The organism is Streptococcus marmotae (assembly GCF_001623565.1).
GTDB lineage: Bacteria > Bacillota > Bacilli > Lactobacillales > Streptococcaceae > Streptococcus > Streptococcus marmotae.
On sequence record NZ_CP015196.1, the window covers coordinates 2,117,230 to 2,137,340 of the forward strand.

The following is a 20,111-nucleotide window of genomic DNA, read 5'->3' on the forward strand; positions in this document are numbered from 1 at the left end:
TCATTTTTAACTGTACCATTATACCACATTTAACCGCAGTATGCTTGACTTTTTACTATTTTTTACTGAAAAACCGTTTTCATTGAAAATTCCTGTAAACGTATCTGTAATTCCTCTGATTTTCGAACAAAAATTCGTTCTAATTGCACTGTTTGATTGCGTTCTTGATAATGAAGAACGACAGGGATTGTTCCTGGATAATCAGCCAAAATGCGTGCGATTTCCTGATCATGCTTCTCATTTTCCAGTAAAATCCAGCATTTTTCCGCATTGGGCTGCTCTAAGTTATCTAAGATTAGCTGCAATTGCCCATCTCTTTCTTGAACCTTCCCGGTCAGATAAACAATATCCCCTTCTTTCAACAGATTTTGATAGCGTTGATAGGTTTCTGGAAAGAGCGTAACATCTACTTTCTTCTTTGTATCGGTCACTTGCGCAAAGGCCATTTGCTGACCCGTTTTCTTGGTGCGAATCACACGAATGGACTGAATCTGACCGAGAATCGTAACCGCATTTCCAGCAACTAATTCACCAAATGGCGTATGAGGTCTGTTGGCTGATTTTGCTAATAATAACAAGGGATGTGGACTCATTCCAACACCAATAATCGCCTGTTCCAAACTGAACTTTTCACTATTACTGTAATCTTCTGCTTCTTGCCAACTATAATTTTCCTCAGAAAAGAACGTTCCAAAAGTATCCGCAAAGACGAAAAGATTATCTAAGTTTTCCAAAATCTTCTTCCGATTTGGTTCAAATGGATCAAATAAGCCAAGCTGAATCAAGGGCTTTAAGGTATCCTGTTTTTTAAAATTCGCAGGTAATCGCAGAATAAAATCCTCTACACTCTTAAACGGTCGCTCTTCAATGAGCCAAAATGCCAAGTCTTTTGGCAACCCCTTTATATTCTTGAGACCCATGTAAATCTTATTGCCCTCAAACTTGTCGTGGTAAGGAATACTATTGATGGTAACAGGTGCTACCTGAAAATCAAATTGTAGGGCATCTGAAATGTAATCACTACTCGAATAATTCAACATGATATCAAAAAAAACATCGGGATAATGGGTTTTAAAATAGGCCAATTGGAAGGCTAAAGCTGAATAGGCATAGGCATGACTACGGTTGAAACCATAGCCAGCAAATTTTGCCATCATGGTAAAAATCGCTCGTGCCTTCTCCTCATCATGCCCCTGTTCGAGCGCTCCTGCAATGAAATCGGCTTCCATACTCTGCATTTCAGCCTTATTTTTCTTAGACATGGCACGGCGTAACAAATCAGCTTTCCCAAGTGTAAAACCAGAAAAACGCTGGGCAATCTGCATGACCTGCTCTTGATAAAGCATGATGCCATAGGTAGGCTGTAAAATAGTCGCAATCGAATCATCTAATACATCTACTGCCTCTTGACCATGTTTACGCTTGACAAAATTATCTGAATAGTCACTCGCACCCGGTCTGTTCAAACTGGTCGTTGCTACAATATCTTCAAATCGACTCGGCTGTACTCGTTTTAACAGCTGAATGGCGCCCGGTTGCTCAAACTGGAAAATACCTTTTGTCTGTCCTTTGGCAAAGAGTTTCAGGGTTGCTGAATCTTCTAAATCAATGTCTGCAATCACAATTTTCTTGCCATATTTTGCCTCAACTGCTTCTGCCATTTTTTGAACGAAGGTCAGATTTCGTAGGCCTAGAAAATCCATTTTTAAGAGTCCATTGGCTTCTACCGCATGAGCATCATACTGAGTAATCAGCATATCTTCACCTGATTTTAGTGGAATGGTATCGGTCAATTCTTCGTCACTCATCACAACACCTGCCGCATGAATCGATGTCTGACGTGGCTGTCCTTCAATTTGCTGAGCTATGGCATAGGATTTTTGGTATTCCATTTTGCTATTGATTACTTGCCTAAAGGAGGCATTACGCTCATAGGCTGTTGCTAAGGTATCTCGAAAAGAAATCTTCTTGGTAATGGCACTTACTTCGTATTCCGGTGTTCCATAGCGCTTCAACACATCTCGAAGTGCCTGTTTGGCACCAAAAGTGGAATAGGTTACAATCTGAGCTGCATGAAGTGTTCCATAGCGCTCTCTCACATAGCGAATGAAATCGCTACGGTGAATATCTGGAATATCAATATCAATATCAGGCATGCTAAAGCGCTCAACATTTAAAAATCGCTCAAAGAGTAAGTTGTGTTTGACAGGGTCAATACCTGTAATTTGTAAGGCATAGGCCACTAAACTGCCAACTGCAGAACCGCGTCCCATTCCCATGTAATAGCCTTGACTGCGCCCAAAACGCAAAAGATCCCAGACGATTAAAAAATAATCGTCAAAACCCATTTGATGAATGATCGCCAGCTCTTGTTGCAGACGATCTTGATAGACAGGATAATCAATCCCTCTCATTCGCAAGCCTTCCTCAGCCTTTTCACGCAGTTCCTCCACTGCTAAGCACTCCCGATTAAAGCGAGGCAATTTCAAGTTTTTATCAAGCTGATAGGAAATCCTTGCTACCAGGCGATTCAACTCCTCAATCGCTGCTGGAAATCGCTGCTGAAAGATTGCTTCTAAACTTTCTGGGCTTAACAATGCTTGGTTGTGGACCAGTTGAGTAACTTGATTGAGGGGGATATTGCCCTGAATAGCATGAAGAACCTGCAAGACCTCTACTTGACTTTCTTCAAAATACCGTACTGTGTATAAGGGAATCAAGGGACGGCTCGATTGGAATGCAGGTGTTGTCGCACGCACTCCAATGTAAAAATCAACTCCCAAATCATAGACTTCGACTCCTTCAAAATAAGGGATAACTAAGGCAACACCTGCTAGATACGGACGAATCCGATCAAATTCTTTTTCTCCCATCATCTTTGCTGTCGAAATTTTTAAGAGATTTTGATAGCCTTCTGTATTTGTAGCAATAAATTGAATAACCACCTTCTCATCTGCCGAGACCTGCCATTCTATCTCACATCCAACAATTGGCTGAATTCCTTCTTTTTCACACGCTTCTATAAAGGAATAAGCAGCGTACAAATTATCCCGATCCATGATGCCTAAGTGCGTATAGCCCATTTCTTTCGCACGCGCAACATAAGACTCAATCGTCATCATGCTATCCATAAAACTATAGACAGTCTTGGTATCTAATTGTGCCAGCATATCTCCTCCTTCGTATCCTATATCTTTTTCATCATCATAGTATATGTACTATTATACACCAAAAAAAAGCCCCATGCTACTATCGGTTTTCTGAGCAGAATGATTAGCTATGAGCAAGGGCTCAAAGCATTTTTTACAAAAATCAAAAAGAATTCTTGCATTTTAGAAAAGATTATTGTATTATATGTATAAGACAAAGATACAAAAGCTATCTATCTCTATTTTATGATAAAAGAAAGGAGCTATCATGACTTGGAAATTTGATAACAACTTCCCAATTTATATCCAGATTGCTAATACTATCAAGTTGCAGATTGTGACCCATCAACTCCAATCTGGCGACAAACTCCCAACCGTTCGTGATTTAGCGGAAACTGCTGGAGTCAATCCCAACACTGTTCAACGTGCCTTATCCGATCTCGAAAGCGAGGGCTTTGTTTATTCAGTCCGTACAACAGGACGCTTCGTAACCGATAATTTGGACCTAATCAATCAAACTAGGATCAGCCTAGCTCAAGATGAGTTGGAAAACTTTGTGACCAATATGCTTGATTTAGGTTTTAAACAAGAGGAACTGATTCAACAGTTAGAACAATATCTAAAAGGAGAATAAAAAGATGGAAAAGAATTTTACTCTCGTTGAGATTCAGCAAGTCTCAAAATCATACGGCGGGCTAGTTGCATTAAACAATGTCAACCTCAAATTTTCAGCTGGAAAAATCATTGGCTTACTAGGACCAAATGGTTCTGGAAAAACAACCTTGATCAAATTGATCAGTGGGCTTCTTCAGCCAGAATATGGGCAAATCCTAATTAACGGTCGCAAGCCATCTCCCGAAACCAAGCAAATTGTATCCTATCTTCCAGATACGACCTATTTAGATGAACACATGCGAATTTCAGAAGCGATTGACTTATTTAAGGATTTCTATGCAGATTTTGATGAGGCACGCGCCCTTCACCTCCTCCAAGATCTCAATATTGAGCTAAATAGTCGTATTAAACATTTATCAAAAGGAAACAAAGAAAAGGTCCAATTGATTTTGGTCATGAGCCGGCAAGCCCTTCTCTATGTCCTTGATGAGCCAATTGGCGGTGTTGATCCTGCTGCGCGTGACTATATCTTGCGTACGATTATCTCTAACTATTCTCCAACCTCTTCTGTACTGATTTCAACCCATTTGATTTCAGATGTCGAACAAATTCTCGATGAAGTTATCTTCCTCCAGTACGGTAATGTGGTTCGTCATAGCGATGTCGATGACCTACGAATTGAAAGCGGAGAATCAATCGATGAACTCTTCCGCCGTGAATTTAAGGCTTAGTATTAGTAAAGGAGATTCCTATGTTTGGAAAGTTATTAAAATACGAATTTAAAGCAGTTGGAAAATGGTATCTAGGACTGTACGCCGCAGCTGGACTGCTCTCTGTTGTCCTCGGCTTATGGATTCAAAATATTGTTCACCGACCAGAAAGAACGATTAGTGACACAGAAATTGGTGCTTCTTTTGCTAATACCCTAGAAGGAATCCTATTTGGTGCTATTATTATCGGTTTTGCCGTCATCATTGCAGGACTCTTTCTATCAACCTTCTTTCTCATTATCAAACGCTTTAGAAAAAATGTTTACGGTCGCCAAGGCTACCTAACTATGACCCTTCCTGTCACCAATCACCAGATTATCCTGAGTAAATTGACTGCTGCCTTTATTTGGAGCACCTTATCTGGCATTGCTACTATCCTCTGTCTCTGGCTTATTTCTTATATTTCATTTGGTGCGCTTCTCAATGAGTATATTCCTGAGATTACTGCGGCATTCAACGAAGCTTATCACGAATTTACTGGCATGGATTTTGGTATTAGTTATGCAATTACGCTCATTGTCGGTACCATTCATTCTATCCTCTTAATTTACTTCGCGATTTCTCTTGGTCAATTATTTAAAGATCATCGTACATTGCTAGCCGTCGTCTTTTACTTTGGTATCAATTTTGTAGAAGGACTTATTTCAGCTATTTTTGCCATATCAACAGGAGTCCTAGCAAATAGTACTCCATTAGCCATTCACACAATCTTAGGTATCATTATCAGTATTATTCTTGCTATTGGTTACTACTTCGGTACCTACTACATCATGACAAAGAAATTGAATTTGCAATAGTATAGCAAAACTCTCTGAAACCAATACATTTCAGAGAGTTTTTTCTAGTGAGAATCAATCATTACTTTCCTTTTTCTTTCCAAGAAATACGAGACTTGAAACAAGGGATACTACTCCCAATAAGATTCCTGCAACTGATTGTTGACTGCCTGTTTTTGGCAGGGTCTTTTCATTCTCCTTACTTGTATTCTGAGACAATATCGACACAATTGTCTCGTTAGCCGTTGGATGACTAGAAACTGATTCTTCTATCCTAGGCTTGCTAGTACTTACAGCTGATGCTGCTTGAGCGGAAGCTTCTTCCCTAGATTTGTCACTACTTGTCATGGATTCGGTATGAACTGGTGCTTGTACCTTTGGCTTATTGCTACTTGCCATGGATTTGCTATGAATCGACGCTTCTACCTTAGACTTACTGCTACTTGCCATAGGTTCGGTACGAACTGGTACTTCGACCCTAGGTTTGTCACTACTTGCCATGGATTCGGTATGAACTGGTACTTCGACCCTAGGTTTGTCACTACTTGCCATGGATTCAGTATGAACCGATGCTCCTACCTTAGGCTTATGGACAACTGCTTCCGATACCTTTGTTTTTTGAGGCGGTTGCAGTTCTACTTGTGGACGTTTCATAGGTACTGCATCGGAAGATGACAGCACTTCCTGATAGACATAGGTAACTACCAAGGTCGTATTAGCCATCACGGCACCATTCACAGACGCCGATGCCACTAGATGATTCTGCACATCTACCTCACCAACTTTATACCTACCCGCTGGAGCCAATCGATAGGTTTTTCCTTCATAGCTGACAATCGTCGGCTGTTTATAACCAGAAATCTCCGCGTTATAGGTCGTACCAGCAGCCGCATTGTAATGAACAAGACCATTATCTTTCAAAACGTGATTATTGATATCACGGTATTCAACGATGACAGAGCCTTTTACGGTATCTTCTTTAACCACTGGTGTCTGATCACCCTCTTTGGCAATTCGTAAAACTGTTGCAGTCAGCGGAGCAAGTGTTAAGCTATGTTCAGATAGCTGAACTCCTTCTGGTGTTAGAATCGCTTCTGTACCAGCCTGTTTTCCATCTGCTAATACCTTTGCAGCTTTCAAGGATTGAACAACGGTGAACCGACGCTCCTTCGTATCTGCATTGACAAACACGAAGTACTCATCGCCATTACTTGCTACTGTCTTGTAACCCAAAACCAAATCTTCTTCTGCGACACCATCCTTACCAGGTACTGTCAGTAGACTTACACGCTTTTCAACCTCTTCTCGTGAAGGTAATTTGAAAGCATCTGTTGACTTACGTAAAGCAATCAATCCCTTCATATAAGCTCGGCTCTTTACATTTTCAGGATAGGTTGCACTATCTGTCGCCTTGCTCCAGTCAAAATGATTCACTGCATCGCTTGAATCATAGGAATCATGGATAAAGTAAGGATAGTCAAATGGACTTCCATCTTCATTGGTCAAGAGATGAGATTTATTTGGAACTTTATCATCTGCTACTGGTGTACGATAGTCTGGGTGACGGAATTGCTTGGTCCGACCATATTCTTGTCCAGAATGAATAAATGGTGTACCTTGCGCTGTCAAAACCATCAGATTGCCTAAACGAAGACGGCGATGAATTTCTGCTGCGTTTTCTGCCTTGGCCGGATCTTTTTTAATCGACTGAGCAATAACATCAAATAAGGTCAAATTATCATGAGCTGCAATATATTGGATTACATCCCCCGGATCGTCCGCTTCGAAATTCGTTGGCTGAGCTTTGATATTTTTAAAGACGTTTCCAATATTTCGTTTGCCATTGGTGATAAAGGCTGGTGCTCCTTCATTAGGATAGCCTGACTTCAAGGTATTGCGGATATCATCTGAAAAGACGGCGGCAGAATTAGTATGCTTCATCCATGACTGATCTGCTGGTTGGACGGGTTTATTTTCATCTCCTGAATAGGTTGACCAGCCCTCACCCAACATGATTAGATTTGGATTTAGTTTCTTTGCCTCATCATAAGCTTTTTGAATCGTTTCTGCATCATGGTCCCCCATTAAATCAAAGCGGAAACCGTCTATTTTATATTCATCTGTTAAATACTTAATCGAATCCACTAAGACACGGCGACTCATATAGTGCGTCGTTCCCAATCGACCACCACCGTAGCTCGTTCGTGGAGTACCATCTGCGTCCATAAAGTGGTAATAGTGTGGCTCTAAATCTTCAAAAATAGCTGTTTTTGCAGTATGGTTATAAACGACGTCCATGATGACACCCATGCCTCGTTTGTGGATTTCGTTGACTAACTCTTTAAATTCTGCAATGCGTTTGCTAGGATTAGTCGGATCACTCGAATACATACCTGTCAAAGAGAAGTAATTCTGCGGATCATAACCCCAATTATAATTACTATTGCTTGAAGCATACTCATCCATGCGTTCTGCATTCTTCAGTTCATTCACGTAGTAATAACTTAAAACAGGTAGCAATTGGACATGGGTCACTCCCAAATCTTTCAGATAATCTAATTTTTCGATAAAGGCAGAGAATGTACCAGCTGGTGACTTCAAGTCCTTGGCAATTGCTTTATCAGATGTAAAATCTCGGACATGGGCTTCGTAGATAACAGCATCTTTTCTATCTTTAAAGCCAGAAATCTTGGCATAGTCTAATTCCTTAGGTCCTTCTGCTTTTGGATCAACAAAAGCAGCCTTGGCAATCTTATAGGATGGATCCGTCTCCGCTAAATCGCTATTCCATGCAGCTAAGGATTTCGCATAGGGGTCTAAGGTCAAGACAGACTCTTCTCCACGTTTGATTTCATAGTGGTAATAATAGCCACGATAATCTGTAATTCCAAGTGCATTTTGGGGTGTCAATTCAGCATTCCAAGTTCCCTTTTCTCCCTTGGTCATCGCAATCTTGCCCACTACTTTGCTTTGATCATTTTTGTCATAAACCACTAGCGAAACTTGATCTGCACTTGGAGACCACAAGGTTGCTGCAACTTTTTGACCATTTTCGCTCACACGAGCACCGAGCTCGCCATCATATTGATACAGACTATCTTTTAACTGCCAGTTCGTACCAGTCTTAAATTGCTCACTTCCATAGATAACTGTATAAGGAGAGTGTTCTTGATCAAACTTCCCTTGCACTGTCACTTTCTTCGCAGCCTCATCAAGCATCACATCTTGAACAGGAACTACTTGATTATCCTTATCTTTTATCTGTAAATTCTTTAAAATATCTTCTTTCTTAACATCTTTCAATGTTGTAAAGGTTGTTTCAATCTCAGTCAAGCTAATATGCTGCGCTCCTGTCATTCTGACATCATTGACAAAATAAGGGTTGGTGTACACAGTTGGATCATCATCTTTTAGGAAAATTTGACTGTGTTTTTTCAAGTCCGTAAAATTGTAATCATTGGGCTGAATCTTCACATCATCTCCCGATTTACTTTCATCTAGCAATAAAAATCCAATTGATTTGGCAAGGTCCGTCAATTTGACATCCACATAGGCACCATATTTTCCTTGCTTTTCAAAATCAACTCCATCAGGCCAATTGGTCGTAGGATTTTCAACATCACCCCATAGCCATAAAGACTTACGGTCGTAATTCTTATCTGAGCGTAGATAGTTAATGCGTACCATACCTTCTGCTAAGGGCTCATAAGTATAGGATTTGTATTCCTCGTCAAACCAGACTTCCTTCATATTAGGGCTGATTAGCTCGATATTCTTATCTCCAGTCAAATTTTCACCAGCTGTATTATTAATCAATAAGCCAACTTTTTCCCGCTTCTCTGCAGCTAACGGCACATCAAGATAATGCCCATAATCATCTTTTTTAGCTTCAGAAAAACTAGTTGCCCCTGTTGGCCATGCGCCGTTTTGACTAGAAGGTTTCTCCACATCGTCCCAAGTCCAAAGACCTAGACTAGCTAGATTATCGGATGGTAATTTTTTGAAATGCAAGCGGAGATTTCCCTCTTTTACTTCATCTTCTGCGGCTACCTCTTCTGCACTAGCGTTTGGTTTTACAGCTGCTTCTTGTTTGTTTTCTGAAGACGGCTCTTCTTGCGAATCTTTTTTATCTGCTGGTGCTAATTTATCCTCAGAATCTCCTTCTTGTTTACTGTCTTTTTCAGACTCTTCCACATTTTCAGTCGCACCTTTTTCATCTCCAGTAGCTTTTGCCCCTTCAGAAACTGATTTTTGCTGTTCAGTTGTTTCTGTTTCTCCTATTGCTGATTTATCAGGGTCTTTACTATTTGTTCCAGTATCCGTTCCCTTTTCCACCCCTTGCTCACTTATTGCTGGATTCTCCATAGAATCCATATGCGTATTTGACACATCACCCATTTCTTCTGCCTGTACAAGCGGGCTACCAAATACACACAAACTAGCAGATAACAGGACTGAAGCCGTTCCGCATTTTAAAGTCCGTAAACCAAAATGATGGCGTTCAATCTTATTTGCTTCTTTTTCCATTAGAAACCTCCAAAAAAATATAAACGCAAACGTTTGCTTTGCACCCCCATTATACTCTTACAGAGTTATTTTGTAAAGGCTTACATTTTAAAACATAGACAATCCTTACATCATTGGTAGAAAAAATTCACGAACTGTGGTCCGTGAATACATTTTTATCATTCCTGATAAGCCATTTCCAGCTGTTTCAATAAGTTTTCTTTTTCGGCTTCTGTTGTGAAACTAGCTCGAATAGCATTCTGATTAAAGCGGTAAAAATCCTCTTTCGTCGTGCCAAAATATTCAACGAATAAAGCGTATTCTTTTGTCAAATTAGTGGCTGATACAGTGCGATTATCAGTATTAATCGTTATATTTGCCCCCATATTATACAAGGCCTGATACGGAAAATCTGCCAAGGTTGGAGCAGCTCCTGTCTGTAGATTACTAGTCAGACACATCTCAATCGTTGCCCCTGCCTTAACAAACTCCTCCATAATCTTAGAATCTTTGATAAGTGCTGTTCCATGACCAATGCGTGGAATGCCTAATTGAAGAGCATAAGCGACATTTGCTACGCAACCACATTCCCCTGCATGAAAGGTCAATGGTAATCCTAGCTCTTGTATTTCTTTGATGGCTTGTTCCAATGCCTGTGTCGGAAAATCTGCCTCGTTACCTGCAAAATCAAATCCTACCAATCCTCTTTTTGCTAAAGGGACAAGTTCGGTGAACAGTTCCTGTGTCTGTCTTACTGGGCTTTGCTTCAAACCACAAACCAACACTTTACTAACAATACCAAATTCGTCTTGAGCCTGCTCTATACCTTGTAGAACTGCCTCTACTGTCTCAGCAGCACTTAAACCCTTATCCATAGACAATTCCGGAGCAAATCGAATCTCCATATAAAGAACATTTTCCTTCGCCGCTTGTGCGGCAACATCATAGGCTGCCAGCTTGAGAGCTTCTTTGGTCTGCAATAAGGGACGAATAAAGTCAAAAACCGTTAAATAATCCATCAGGCTTTCTGCTTTTTCTGGAGCCGTAACAAGTCGCCGCAATTCCTCATCGCTTTCTGGTAGCATAATATGAGCCCACTTCGCTAACTGTCGAATAGCACTAAACGACAAGGAGCCATCTAAATGACAATGAAGTTCAGCTTTGGCTAATTTTTCAAGAATATTTTTCTGCATTTCCTACCTCTTCGTTCGTTTATTGTTATCCATCATATCATATTACCGATTTTTTGCAACAAAAATATTTAAAAATAAGAACGTTTTTTCCAAAACAGGTACAAAAAAAGCTCCGATAGGGAGCTTTCATCTAACGGAAGACATGGGATTCGAACCCACGCACGCTTTTACACGCCTACCGCGTTTCCAACACGGCCTCTTAAGCCTCTTGAGTAATCTTCCATCATCCACATGGAGCCGGTGGGAGTTTCTAAAACATTGTTAAATCAAAAGATACTTTGTTTTAGGTCTGTTTTTAGTTCTGATATAAGAAAACATAAACATCTCTCCTATCGCTCTTTTATATTCTGACATATTCAATCCTTAAAGTCAAGAATTTTTTCAAAAAAATACCGACCTCCCTATCGTTAGATTTTGGTCTAACTTTTGGGGGTCGGTACCCCTTGCCCATCTTTATTATACCTGCAATTCCTCGCGAATCGCTTTTTGTAATAACTGGCTAAAATTAACCTTGTTTTCTTTTCCGACTTCCACAAGCCAGCTTGGTAGTGTGACAGTCTTATTGACAATCTTAGATCGTTCACGCTCACGGACAAGCTCCGTATCCACTGAAATCGCCTGAATCACATCTTCGTCACTTGCCAAATGACTTGCAAGAGCCTTGAATGATGAAGTTTTAGGAAATTCTTTTCCTTCGTCTTCAAACATAATAGTATAGATTTCAAGTACTTCCCGAGCATTGAAAATGGCCTCGTTCAAGCTATCAGCTTCACTAAATGCTCCAGGGAAATCAGGGAAAGAAATGCTATATCCTCCGTTTTCTTTATCTGCTTCAAATAATGCTAAATAAGTGTATTTCATAATATTAGATTAAGCCAATGATCAGAGTAATCCCTTTTGAAGGGATGAGGAGGAGTTTTCTCACTCCCCATATAAAACTTTAAGAATGTTGTTCAGTGTGCCTGACCTGTAATCTTTTTCCTTTGGCTTCGGTATCGTCACTGTCCGTCCGTCTGGATGTTTCCAAACTTCATGGGACCCTTTGCCAAAATTGGTCTTGCTGAAACCTTGCTTCCTAGCAATTTTCTTAAGCTCTCGCTCTGTCACTGGCTTATCTCCTTTCCGTATCTTTAATTATATTATACACTTGTTTGTAACACTTGTCAACAAAAAACACTTGTTTCAGACAAATATTTTTCGGATTTTTTATCCAAAATAGTCCGTTATAACGAAAAAAACACCAGCGCAAGGCTGGTGTAGGAAATTATGAAAAAATTTGGGTTGAGTATAGTATAACCTTGAATGGTCAATTTAAATAATCTTTTTCGGTAATTCGTTTCAATCTATCTGTATAATTGACAAACGTAGAAAATTTGAATCGCCGTGGATCGTTTAATTTATTCAAATCGCTTTGGCTGACAGCTTTATTGTAATCTATAATAGCTTTTATCAATTTATTAATAATCAGACGATCATTATCTACTATTTTGTAATAGTCGGCAGCTTCTCTCAGTTGGAAATTTGTATTCAGTAAATATTTATAATCCTCCACAATAAGTGTTTTACCAATATCTAATCCCTCTATATAACCTGGCTTCTTGGAGTCCCGCAACTTGTATTTCAATTGATACTTCTTAGGAATATTACTTCGCAGAGGAATGGCAAAAATCAATCCCTGTATCTTAACTAAAACAGTGGCGAAACCACGACCTTTATTGTATATTTGCTTTGTCTTATGGTCATAATCCATTGCTTGTTTTAAATTATAATCGCGACACATTTTTAAATCAATTTGAGTTAATTTTAATCTCTTGCTTTTCATTTCTTACCTACAAAATAAAAAAATCCTACCAACTGGGTATTGGTAGGACGCATTGCCAACGGGATACTTCTGTTAACGAGCGCGTCCCTCCGCCCCCTCATTGCCATAAGGCTGGAGTTTAACGACAATCGAGGTCGGAACATAGAAAGGAGGTGCTTTTCACCGTTCTTGTTCAGTAATATTATTTCAAAATCATCATGATTTGTCAAGGTAAAACCCTCAAACCAACAAAAACCCCCGCCCAGTTTCCTGAGCGGGGTTAGTGTTAGGACAGAGTACCCCAGAGCGAGATACGTTTGCCGTTTTCATCGGTCTGACCGATGGCCATATAGTTGCGCTTACCTGACTGACCGATATAAGAAATCCAGCGGTAGCCATTGGCCGAGCCCTTGCTGTCATAGTGGACAGACTCCCCAGGCTGATAGACATGGACAATCTCACCAGTTAGATTTGGCGCACGACGGACATTGATTGCTGTATCCACAAGGGTAAACGTCCCCTCTTCTGGAATCAAGTCAATCTCCTCGCTAGTTCCAGCTGATGTATCAACTGGACTAGCCATCTCCGTATCCGTGTACGGCGGACGAATCCAGCCAATCACCCCATCAAATCCACGTTCATTAAACCGAGCGGGACCCCCAACCGTGAGAGCATCCCAATTCCCATCAATGTTCTGCTCAACCGTCTTCATCGTCACACCATCACTATCCTCGATAACGATACCTGTATGACCATACGGATGACCAGACACAGCCATCACAAACAAATCACCAGCCTGCGGATTGACACCAGGTGCATCATAGATGACCGACAAGCCATTTTGCGCCGCACTATCTAGTAGGTCAATCGCATTGCCCCACAAGTCAATCCCAAACCAATTCTTCACGATAAAGCACGGCAAATCAGCGCACTGCGTGCCCCACATCCCGTCCTTATCCACACCCATCCCAGAGTTCGCTAAATCAATCGCATACTGTACAACTTCTTCTACTCTTGCCATATCCTACCTCTACTTTCTATAAAAACCATTCAAATCCACGATATAACGCTTATTAGCCTCGCACCGAGCGTAGATATTCTGATCTTCAGTCCAAATGGTTGAGCCGTCAAACAACATCACTTCAAGCGTATTAGCGGGATACCATTTGTCAAAGCGCCCAATCTCATAACGATTGTACAAACCTTTTCGAGCGCTATCTGTCACCTTAAAATCCAAATGCAAAAAGCCAATCCCTGTCAATTCATGAACCTGTAAAACCTTCCGACTATTGATCGAACTTGGATCCCCCGGACTCACCCCGTTTGAGAACGTTACATACTCAACTGCTCGCTCCTGCGCCACTTCACGGGTCACCATATCCTCACTACGACCTGTTCGACTATAATTCTTCATCCAATCACCACCACTTTCAACTTGGCATTTTCTGGAATGGCTCTAGCCGTTGTGATTTTGATAGTGTTGGCATCTGTATGCTCGATATCCACAAGCACCTTCTCGTTCGGCGCATTGGCTTCATAGACCTCTACCAGCACATCCTGCGTGTTGAGTGAGTGAGTAACAGTATGTTCAACTGCTACGCCGTCGCCAATCTCTGTCACGAACTTATGCGGGGCAGAGGCAAATGACGTCAACTGCTCGGCATGCGTTTTGATAAACGCTTCGATTTCCTTCAAGGTATCGTACTCACCATCCGCACCACCGACCACTTTCGCAATCTCATCATTGACATACTGCTTGGCCGTATTCAGCGCATCAGTCGCCTTGTTTCCTGCAATCGTGGAAATTTGGTCTGTGTCAAGACTGTTTTCATTGCTATCTAGACCCACCCAGCTATCGCCAGTATAAATCTTCAATTTCTTCTCTGTCGTATCAAAATACAACTGACCCGCCTTCGGGTCACCAGGTGCTGTCCCCAAATTTTGAACAATGGCATTTAAAAGCTGATTTTTCCTTAAATCTAAATTAGTTAAAACGTGCATAGTTCCTCCTTATACTAAAACAGCCGTCCCACTAAAGGGGACCGCAAAATGAATCTCAAGCTTATTGGTTGAGAGATAGCGCACATCGCCAAAGACCTGTGTACCTGCGCTATCAGACACCACAACGGCCGGATACCGATTCAAACGATGCTCAATCGTCCAGACATCGCTGACCTCAGAAAATGTAAAGACCGCCTGACGTTCCAGATAGGCCTTGACCAACTCCTCTGTCTGTTCCCGTGTCAACACAGGCGACTTCTCTGTCAATTCACCAGCCTCTTCATACTCCAGCAAGTTTTCCACAACATGAAGCTTGACCGACTTATCAGACGGAAAGACATAGCCATTGACCACAATCTCGACAAGATAGCCCTTACCTGCCTCAATCGGCTTACTGATGGTAAAGGTGACCGTCCCATCTACCACCGTCACATGCGTCTCATAGTAAAGCTTGTGGTACTTTCCGATTCGCACCTGTGCTAGCGAGCCAGACAACTCCGTCATGACCCGCTCCTCATCGTCCAACAACTCAAACGTAAACAAGCTCGACGTGTCCCCCTGCTTGACCACAGACCCACCGTCAACCTGCCTCAGACCGACACTTAAAACACCCGTCATCTTGACCTCCCTTCAATCACACGAACAAAGGCATCCACCCAAAAGCAGATGCCTACAATCACAAATACACTAATCTTCTTTAGGGGTGTCATAGCTCAATGCTCGCACACTATCAGACAAGGTTGCCGTTGTCGGATCATTGACAATCCCGATGATGGCCAAGACCACAAAAAGGGCATTGACGACATTGAGAAGCCCCTCGACCGTCTGAGTCACCTCAATTTCAATCCCAAACAACTTCCCAACCGTTTGCACCACCAGCGCAATTGCAGGGATAAAGGCAAGCCAAAAGGCCTTATTTTTAAAACGTACTTTCCAGTTAATCATGTCCCACTACTCCTTTTTGGCCAAAGACTTTACATCTTGGCGCACTTCTTCTAATGTCATCGACAAATGCTTGACCTGCTCCACAATCGCATACATAGCCCGATATTGCTCATCATGACCGTCAAGCCGTGTCGCATTGTGAATCGCTTTTGACTCAGCTTGTTCCACCTTCATCTCAAGCACGGTCATGCGGTGTTCAGTCTCCTTAATCTTCCCCTTGTTGGTGACATACATACTCACAACAGGGATGGCAGTCCCAAGAAGCCACAATAAAAATTCTGCTTTGATACTTTCTGGCATACTTCCTCCCATCTAAAAAGAGACTACTCTTTCATTTCTACTTCCTGCTCAGCTAGCACCTGCCCTACAACTGTTCGCAAGTTAAACAATTTTGGCACATCGTCAAAGCTATACAACCCTCCAACGACCATCGCCACCCAAGACTTAACAATAATGGATTTTTTCGTAAATTTCATCGTAAATTTTCCTTTCTTAACTAAGGCCGCTCCCGTCATCAAACTAACCAATAATTGCTTCATGATCCACAGCCTCCTTTTCTTCATCATCGATTTCCACTTCTTCAGCGACTTCTTTTTCAGTTGCTTCGTCATCTGTCTGTTCCTCTTCTTCCAGACGACCCGCAAACATGGTGGTCAACTCTACGACAGCCTGATTCATCACGTTTTCCAAGTTTTCAAACCGCTCATTGCGCTCTGATTCAGCTTGTTTAAACTGCTCAGCACGTTCTTCTTCAGCTTTGGTCAAACGCTCTTCCAATTCCGCATATTTCGATTGAACCTCTGAGATGACCTTCGTCGCCTCATTGACCTTGTCATTTAAGAGCTGGTCTGAGAAGTTCTTGACATAGCGCACCGTAAACCAATCAAGCGCTAGCCTAATCAAGTCCGCATCCGAATCCTGCGAATGGTCACCGTCCAAAGTCGCATTAAACAAAACTGTTTCCCGCTCATCGCTCTCCTTAATCCCGACCAAGGTCTTACCTAGCGCCGCATTGTAAGAAGCCGATGAATAAAGTCTTAACGCCATCCTAACCCTCCTTCTGTTCTTTGCTCACTTCATACTGCTCAAGGACATCATCAATCACTCGAAGTTCCTCGATAGTGAAGTCTCCTTCTGCTTCTGATAGATACTCTAAAAAGTCAATGTAGCGCTTCGAATATTCACCACCTTTAATCATCACTTCATCATCAGCCAATTCAGCCAACAATTTGCTGAGTTCTTCAGTCTGTGACTCATCTTTCACTGTATACGAATTATCTTCGGTTACGATTGGTTGCCCATGTTTGTCAAACTCTACATAATCTTTAATCAGTTCAAATTCATCTTTTACATACTCACGAAACTTTTCTTCCAAACGAGCTAATAATTTAATGCGCCCTCGATTAGGGCGCATCGGCCGTATCTCCATTTTTTGTAGCGCTGAATAAAAAGTAGCCAAATCTTTATTTGTAATTGTTAGTTGCATCTATTCTCTCCTCTTATCCATAAATTTTATTCCAAGTCAAAACATCACCTGGTTTTCCGTTGCTCAAACTCTTAAAGTTTTCATTGAACGTTTGGAGTATATCCCCTAAATTGAAGCCTCCATTAAATTTCACTACATCAATAAAAAGAGCGTGATTTTCATTAAATCCACTCGTTAACTGGATCGTATCTCCGTAAATAGACACATTATCCCAAAGATTATCCTTGAAGATTTTTATACCTGCAAAGGCACCCGTGTTTGAATCAATTGAGTTATTGCCATTAACTCCTATCGCCAAGGCGGCACGATTTGTTCCTTGACGAACCGTTGGCTGTATAAAAGCAACTGAACCACCAGAATGAAACTTGATATAATTATCCCAATCATGAAATTCGATACCAGCTCCAGTATAAAAATCAAGCCTATTCGCATCTAAATTCCAAGTGACGCTGCCGTTTTTAGATTTCAACACCCCACTCTTGATTCTCGACGCATCCAAATCCACCGACTGAAGCTTAGTGATAAACGCATCCTTTGCGACCAAGTTATCAATCAAGGCACTGTTGGTGGCGAGTTTATTAATCAAAGCCGTATCGACCTTTAGCTTGTCACCCGTGATAGCGCCCGACTGAATCATATCTGCCGTAATCGACCCCGCCGTCAGAATCCCTGTTCGGACGCTATTGGTATCAAGCTTTCTTGCCGTAATGGCACCATCGACCAACATGTCACCTGTCACCTTGAACTTCTGCGCAATAATCGACACATCTCGCTCATTCTGGGCAATCATGGTCGCTAGAGTCGTCCCGTTGATGGTTTTACCGACCTTCGTCACAAAGCCATTGTTATCCAGTATCAACTCCGAACGCTTGATATTGCCTTGGTCTTTTGCCTCGACTTGAGCGAGAATAGAGCTACTGGTCTGCGCTAGGGCGCTCCTCACATCCCTATCCAGAAACTCGCTTAACATCCCCCTGTTATTAGCACGAATTCTCCCCCAGAGCGGGCTATTTTGGTCTGTCAACTCGATATTGATATCCCGCATATCCTTAAACAAACCCGTCAACGCACGACTTGTGGTCACAGGAGAGGCAAAGCTAGACGGACTTGTCCCCTTTTCAATCTGAATATTGCGCGCAACTGTATCCCCCACACAGCCCATATGGTGCAATTTCACCACCTCATCAGGACTGCGAGGGGTAAACACCTTATAATACCGCCCGTCCTTTTCAAGCGCCTTCGAGCGGGTCTGTTGAATTGTAATATCCATGTCCTATACTCCGTAAAAATCAATCGCTACATTCTGATAATAGCCGCTATAGCGTTGCCAACCCACAGCGTCCAAGCCCTTTCCCATCGCCTGCTGGTCTGGGAATAAAAGCGTGAAACTACTTGAGCCATGCCGTCCTGGATCATAACTCACTGCCACCTTGCCAATCTGTTTACCGTTAATCGTCACACCCGTGATTCTCCGTGTGTCAATAACCGCTGGAGTGGTGTTGACGATAATGGCTGGACGATAACTATCATACGACACCGAGCAACTAACATTCTTCAAGCTCAACAAGACCGTCCCACTGGCACCCGACTTCTGCCAGACCAAGTGAGTCCCAACATAGCGCTTGGTGACTTCCTTACCACCTACGAAAATTCCCTGTCTTGCCATAGCGCCTCCTATTCGTAAACGTCATAGATGGTATTGGTATCTTTGTTGTAGATGCGGTCATAGTCTGCCTTTGAGCCAAACCAGTATTTCATGGCTTGATTGGTACGTTGGTTGACAATATTTTGACCAGGTGCACCATCTGCCCCTCTGTCTCCCTTATCGCCTTTTTGACCTTTCTCGCCATTTCGACCTGCTGGACCTGTTAGGCCACGTTGACCCGTTGCGCCAGCCTGACCACGACCAGAGACACCTGTGCTTCGGCCATTGATTTCCCAGATACCAGACGAATTGATGGTGATGGTAGGCATCGGACCCGCTTCGCCACGTTCGCCCCGCTCTCCCTTGTCACCTTTTAAGCTCGCTTTCTGAGCAGGGGTCAGAGCTTCGAAGCTAACCACTCCGTCATTAATCGTAATCGATTGGCCAGTGCTAAATCGGACTGTCGTCACGCCATTGCTTTTTGTCGTAGAAGTGATGGTCACAGCTGAGCCAGTTTCGCCAGGAACTCCCCTGTCTCCCTTCTCACCCTTTGGCCCCGTCAGATACTGCAAGGCAGAAAAGCGACTGCGCCCATCCCCAACTTTCACCTTACCGGTGTCCGTCTCAATGCCCAATTCACCTTCTAGCAGAATCAAGCTACTAGACGCCCATTGGCTAGCGCTCATGCGCTTGTGTTGTACCCTGAGTGGGATTTTTTCTGTTGTCATCCATTTCCTCCATCTAAGATTAGGGCTGGCTTATCTGACCAGCTCCCTTCATACTTGTTGGCGAGATTGCCATCAGCTGCCTGCTTCAAGGCAAGCGCAAGCCTGAGCTTATTCTTGTCATCCGCCACTGTAAACTGCGCCGTCGCATCCTGATACCAGTCACTGGCATAGTGCACCCTGTAGGTGCCATAGTAGACACTGAGCACGCTCGACTCTCGTTCCGATAAGGCCTGCTCGATACTTGGAAAACGACTATCTGTCGGATGGAGCTGAAGATGCCCACTCCCCAGATAAGGACTCGCCTCAAGCACCACCGAAAGCTTTCGATTCCCATAAGGCGTACAGACCGCATCCCATGAGATGACATAGGTCTTGCCGACCTCAAAGCCATTTCCGTTATGCCCGACCGTCACATAGTCCGTCCCCAGTGCAATCGTCCGCTCCGTCTCACCTGCCAAGCGGTTTTTGTTGTAAGAGGTTGACCCATCCCCGCCGA

At 42.5% G+C, this 20,111-nt stretch carries 21 protein-coding genes, 1 tRNA gene and 1 pseudogene; 3 read left to right on the forward strand and 20 right to left on the reverse strand.

Annotated elements, in window-relative coordinates; translation table 11 throughout:
* Positions 1 to 62 precede the first annotated feature (62 nt).
* The gene (locus A4H00_RS10285) at positions 63 to 3,170 is read right to left on the reverse strand and encodes a DNA polymerase III subunit alpha (RefSeq protein ID WP_067090719.1); all 3,108 of its coding nucleotides are present in this window, start codon (positions 3,168 to 3,170) and stop codon (positions 63 to 65) included.
* A 247-nt stretch (positions 3,171 to 3,417) separates the two neighbouring features.
* Between A4H00_RS10285 and A4H00_RS10290 the strand changes: the two genes are divergently transcribed.
* Genes A4H00_RS10290 through A4H00_RS10300 form a run of 3 tightly spaced genes read left to right on the forward strand, consistent with a single transcriptional unit; the run spans position 3,418 to position 5,331 of the window.
* On the forward strand, positions 3,418 to 3,783 hold the full coding sequence (locus A4H00_RS10290; RefSeq protein ID WP_067090724.1) for a GntR family transcriptional regulator: 366 nt from the start codon (positions 3,418 to 3,420) through the stop codon (positions 3,781 to 3,783).
* A 4-nt stretch (positions 3,784 to 3,787) separates the two neighbouring features.
* Positions 3,788 to 4,495, forward strand: a complete 708-nt coding sequence (locus tag A4H00_RS10295; RefSeq protein ID WP_067090728.1) for an ABC transporter ATP-binding protein — start codon at positions 3,788 to 3,790, stop codon at positions 4,493 to 4,495.
* 20 nt (positions 4,496 to 4,515) lie between these two features.
* The gene (locus A4H00_RS10300; protein ID WP_067090733.1) at positions 4,516 to 5,331 is read left to right on the forward strand and encodes a hypothetical protein; all 816 of its coding nucleotides are present in this window, start codon (positions 4,516 to 4,518) and stop codon (positions 5,329 to 5,331) included.
* 54 nt (positions 5,332 to 5,385) lie between these two features.
* On the opposite strand, the gene A4H00_RS10305 is transcribed toward A4H00_RS10300, so the two are convergent.
* The 19 genes and pseudogenes from A4H00_RS10305 to A4H00_RS10395 form a co-directional block, all read right to left on the reverse strand.
* Complete coding sequence (locus tag A4H00_RS10305) at positions 5,386 to 9,837, reverse strand: pullulanase (protein ID WP_067090737.1); 4,452 nt, start codon at positions 9,835 to 9,837, stop codon at positions 5,386 to 5,388.
* A 158-nt stretch (positions 9,838 to 9,995) separates the two neighbouring features.
* Entirely contained in the window at positions 9,996 to 11,009 is a 1,014-nt protein-coding gene (gene add, locus A4H00_RS10310) for an adenosine deaminase (protein WP_067090740.1), read from the reverse strand.
* A gap of 134 nt (positions 11,010 to 11,143) precedes the next feature.
* A tRNA-Ser gene (locus A4H00_RS10315) sits at positions 11,144 to 11,231 on the reverse strand.
* A gap of 234 nt (positions 11,232 to 11,465) precedes the next feature.
* Entirely contained in the window at positions 11,466 to 11,870 is a 405-nt protein-coding gene (locus A4H00_RS10320) for a type II toxin-antitoxin system HicB family antitoxin (protein WP_067090744.1), read from the reverse strand.
* A gap of 60 nt (positions 11,871 to 11,930) precedes the next feature.
* The gene (locus A4H00_RS10325) at positions 11,931 to 12,116 is read right to left on the reverse strand and encodes a type II toxin-antitoxin system HicA family toxin (RefSeq protein WP_067090748.1); all 186 of its coding nucleotides are present in this window, start codon (positions 12,114 to 12,116) and stop codon (positions 11,931 to 11,933) included.
* Positions 12,117 to 12,315: 199 nt separating this feature from the next.
* Positions 12,316 to 12,831 carry a hypothetical protein gene (locus A4H00_RS10330; protein WP_067090751.1) on the reverse strand — a complete coding sequence of 172 codons (516 nt, stop codon included), beginning with the start codon at positions 12,829 to 12,831 and terminating at the stop codon, positions 12,316 to 12,318.
* Between the two features lie 265 nt (positions 12,832 to 13,096).
* A pseudogene (locus tag A4H00_RS10335) lies at positions 13,097 to 13,831 on the reverse strand (CHAP domain-containing protein); the annotation flags it as partial.
* Between the two features lie 9 nt (positions 13,832 to 13,840).
* Positions 13,841 to 14,224 (reverse strand): hypothetical protein, encoded by a 384-nt coding sequence (locus A4H00_RS10340; protein ID WP_067087837.1) that lies wholly within the window; start codon positions 14,222 to 14,224, stop codon positions 13,841 to 13,843.
* Positions 14,221 to 14,811 carry a hypothetical protein gene (locus A4H00_RS10345; protein ID WP_067087836.1) on the reverse strand — a complete coding sequence of 197 codons (591 nt, stop codon included), beginning with the start codon at positions 14,809 to 14,811 and terminating at the stop codon, positions 14,221 to 14,223. The genes A4H00_RS10340 and A4H00_RS10345 overlap by 4 nt, the downstream gene beginning before the upstream one ends.
* A 9-nt stretch (positions 14,812 to 14,820) precedes the next feature.
* Positions 14,821 to 15,429 carry a hypothetical protein gene (locus A4H00_RS10350; protein ID WP_067090755.1) on the reverse strand — a complete coding sequence of 203 codons (609 nt, stop codon included), beginning with the start codon at positions 15,427 to 15,429 and terminating at the stop codon, positions 14,821 to 14,823.
* Between the two features lie 69 nt (positions 15,430 to 15,498).
* Entirely contained in the window at positions 15,499 to 15,756 is a 258-nt protein-coding gene (locus A4H00_RS10355; protein WP_067087832.1) for a phage holin, read from the reverse strand.
* Between the two features lie 6 nt (positions 15,757 to 15,762).
* Positions 15,763 to 16,056 carry a DUF7365 family protein gene (locus A4H00_RS10360; RefSeq protein WP_067087831.1) on the reverse strand — a complete coding sequence of 98 codons (294 nt, stop codon included), beginning with the start codon at positions 16,054 to 16,056 and terminating at the stop codon, positions 15,763 to 15,765.
* Positions 16,057 to 16,079: 23 nt separating this feature from the next.
* On the reverse strand, positions 16,080 to 16,295 hold the full coding sequence (locus tag A4H00_RS10365; protein ID WP_067087829.1) for a hypothetical protein: 216 nt from the start codon (positions 16,293 to 16,295) through the stop codon (positions 16,080 to 16,082).
* The gene (locus A4H00_RS10370) at positions 16,276 to 16,803 is read right to left on the reverse strand and encodes a hypothetical protein (RefSeq protein ID WP_067090762.1); all 528 of its coding nucleotides are present in this window, start codon (positions 16,801 to 16,803) and stop codon (positions 16,276 to 16,278) included. Before A4H00_RS10370 ends, A4H00_RS10365 begins: the two co-directional genes overlap by 20 nt.
* Position 16,804: 1 nt before the next feature.
* Positions 16,805 to 17,242, reverse strand: a complete 438-nt coding sequence (locus A4H00_RS10375) for a DUF1617 family protein (protein ID WP_067087825.1) — start codon at positions 17,240 to 17,242, stop codon at positions 16,805 to 16,807.
* A gap of 13 nt (positions 17,243 to 17,255) precedes the next feature.
* A complete protein-coding gene (locus A4H00_RS10380) occupies positions 17,256 to 18,512 on the reverse strand; it encodes a gp58-like family protein (protein WP_067087823.1) in 1,257 nt (418 codons plus the stop codon).
* Between the two features lie 3 nt (positions 18,513 to 18,515).
* Entirely contained in the window at positions 18,516 to 18,908 is a 393-nt protein-coding gene (locus A4H00_RS10385) for a hypothetical protein (RefSeq protein ID WP_067087821.1), read from the reverse strand.
* Positions 18,909 to 18,916: 8 nt separating this feature from the next.
* Positions 18,917 to 19,615 (reverse strand): hyaluronate lyase N-terminal domain-containing protein, encoded by a 699-nt coding sequence (locus tag A4H00_RS12335; RefSeq protein ID WP_067087819.1) that lies wholly within the window; start codon positions 19,613 to 19,615, stop codon positions 18,917 to 18,919.
* Positions 19,612 to 20,073: a hypothetical protein gene (locus A4H00_RS10395; protein ID WP_157771003.1), complete on the reverse strand. Its 462-nt coding sequence runs from the start codon at positions 20,071 to 20,073 to the stop codon at positions 19,612 to 19,614. The genes A4H00_RS12335 and A4H00_RS10395 overlap by 4 nt, the downstream gene beginning before the upstream one ends.
* Positions 20,074 to 20,111 lie beyond the last annotated feature (38 nt).

Coding starts and splice junctions, on each gene's coding strand:
- A4H00_RS10285 (WP_067090719.1), bottom strand. CDS start 3,170: ATGCTGGCACAATTAGATACCAAGACTGTCTATAGTTTTATGGATAGC.
- A4H00_RS10290 (WP_067090724.1), top strand. CDS start 3,418: ATGACTTGGAAATTTGATAACAACTTCCCAATTTATATCCAGATTGCT.
- A4H00_RS10295 (WP_067090728.1), top strand. CDS start 3,788: ATGGAAAAGAATTTTACTCTCGTTGAGATTCAGCAAGTCTCAAAATCA.
- A4H00_RS10300 (WP_067090733.1), top strand. CDS start 4,516: ATGTTTGGAAAGTTATTAAAATACGAATTTAAAGCAGTTGGAAAATGG.
- A4H00_RS10305 (WP_067090737.1), bottom strand. CDS start 9,837: ATGGAAAAAGAAGCAAATAAGATTGAACGCCATCATTTTGGTTTACGG.
- add (WP_067090740.1), bottom strand. CDS start 11,009: ATGCAGAAAAATATTCTTGAAAAATTAGCCAAAGCTGAACTTCATTGT.
- A4H00_RS10320 (WP_067090744.1), bottom strand. CDS start 11,870: ATGAAATACACTTATTTAGCATTATTTGAAGCAGATAAAGAAAACGGA.
- A4H00_RS10330 (WP_067090751.1), bottom strand. CDS start 12,831: ATGAAAAGCAAGAGATTAAAATTAACTCAAATTGATTTAAAAATGTGT.
- A4H00_RS10340 (WP_067087837.1), bottom strand. CDS start 14,224: ATGAAGAATTATAGTCGAACAGGTCGTAGTGAGGATATGGTGACCCGT.
- A4H00_RS10345 (WP_067087836.1), bottom strand. CDS start 14,811: ATGCACGTTTTAACTAATTTAGATTTAAGGAAAAATCAGCTTTTAAAT.
- A4H00_RS10350 (WP_067090755.1), bottom strand. CDS start 15,429: ATGACGGGTGTTTTAAGTGTCGGTCTGAGGCAGGTTGACGGTGGGTCT.
- A4H00_RS10355 (WP_067087832.1), bottom strand. CDS start 15,756: ATGATTAACTGGAAAGTACGTTTTAAAAATAAGGCCTTTTGGCTTGCC.
- A4H00_RS10360 (WP_067087831.1), bottom strand. CDS start 16,056: ATGCCAGAAAGTATCAAAGCAGAATTTTTATTGTGGCTTCTTGGGACT.
- A4H00_RS10365 (WP_067087829.1), bottom strand. CDS start 16,295: ATGAAGCAATTATTGGTTAGTTTGATGACGGGAGCGGCCTTAGTTAAG.
- A4H00_RS10370 (WP_067090762.1), bottom strand. CDS start 16,803: ATGGCGTTAAGACTTTATTCATCGGCTTCTTACAATGCGGCGCTAGGT.
- A4H00_RS10375 (WP_067087825.1), bottom strand. CDS start 17,242: ATGCAACTAACAATTACAAATAAAGATTTGGCTACTTTTTATTCAGCG.
- A4H00_RS10380 (WP_067087823.1), bottom strand. CDS start 18,512: ATGGATATTACAATTCAACAGACCCGCTCGAAGGCGCTTGAAAAGGAC.
- A4H00_RS10385 (WP_067087821.1), bottom strand. CDS start 18,908: ATGGCAAGACAGGGAATTTTCGTAGGTGGTAAGGAAGTCACCAAGCGC.
- A4H00_RS12335 (WP_067087819.1), bottom strand. CDS start 19,615: ATGACAACAGAAAAAATCCCACTCAGGGTACAACACAAGCGCATGAGC.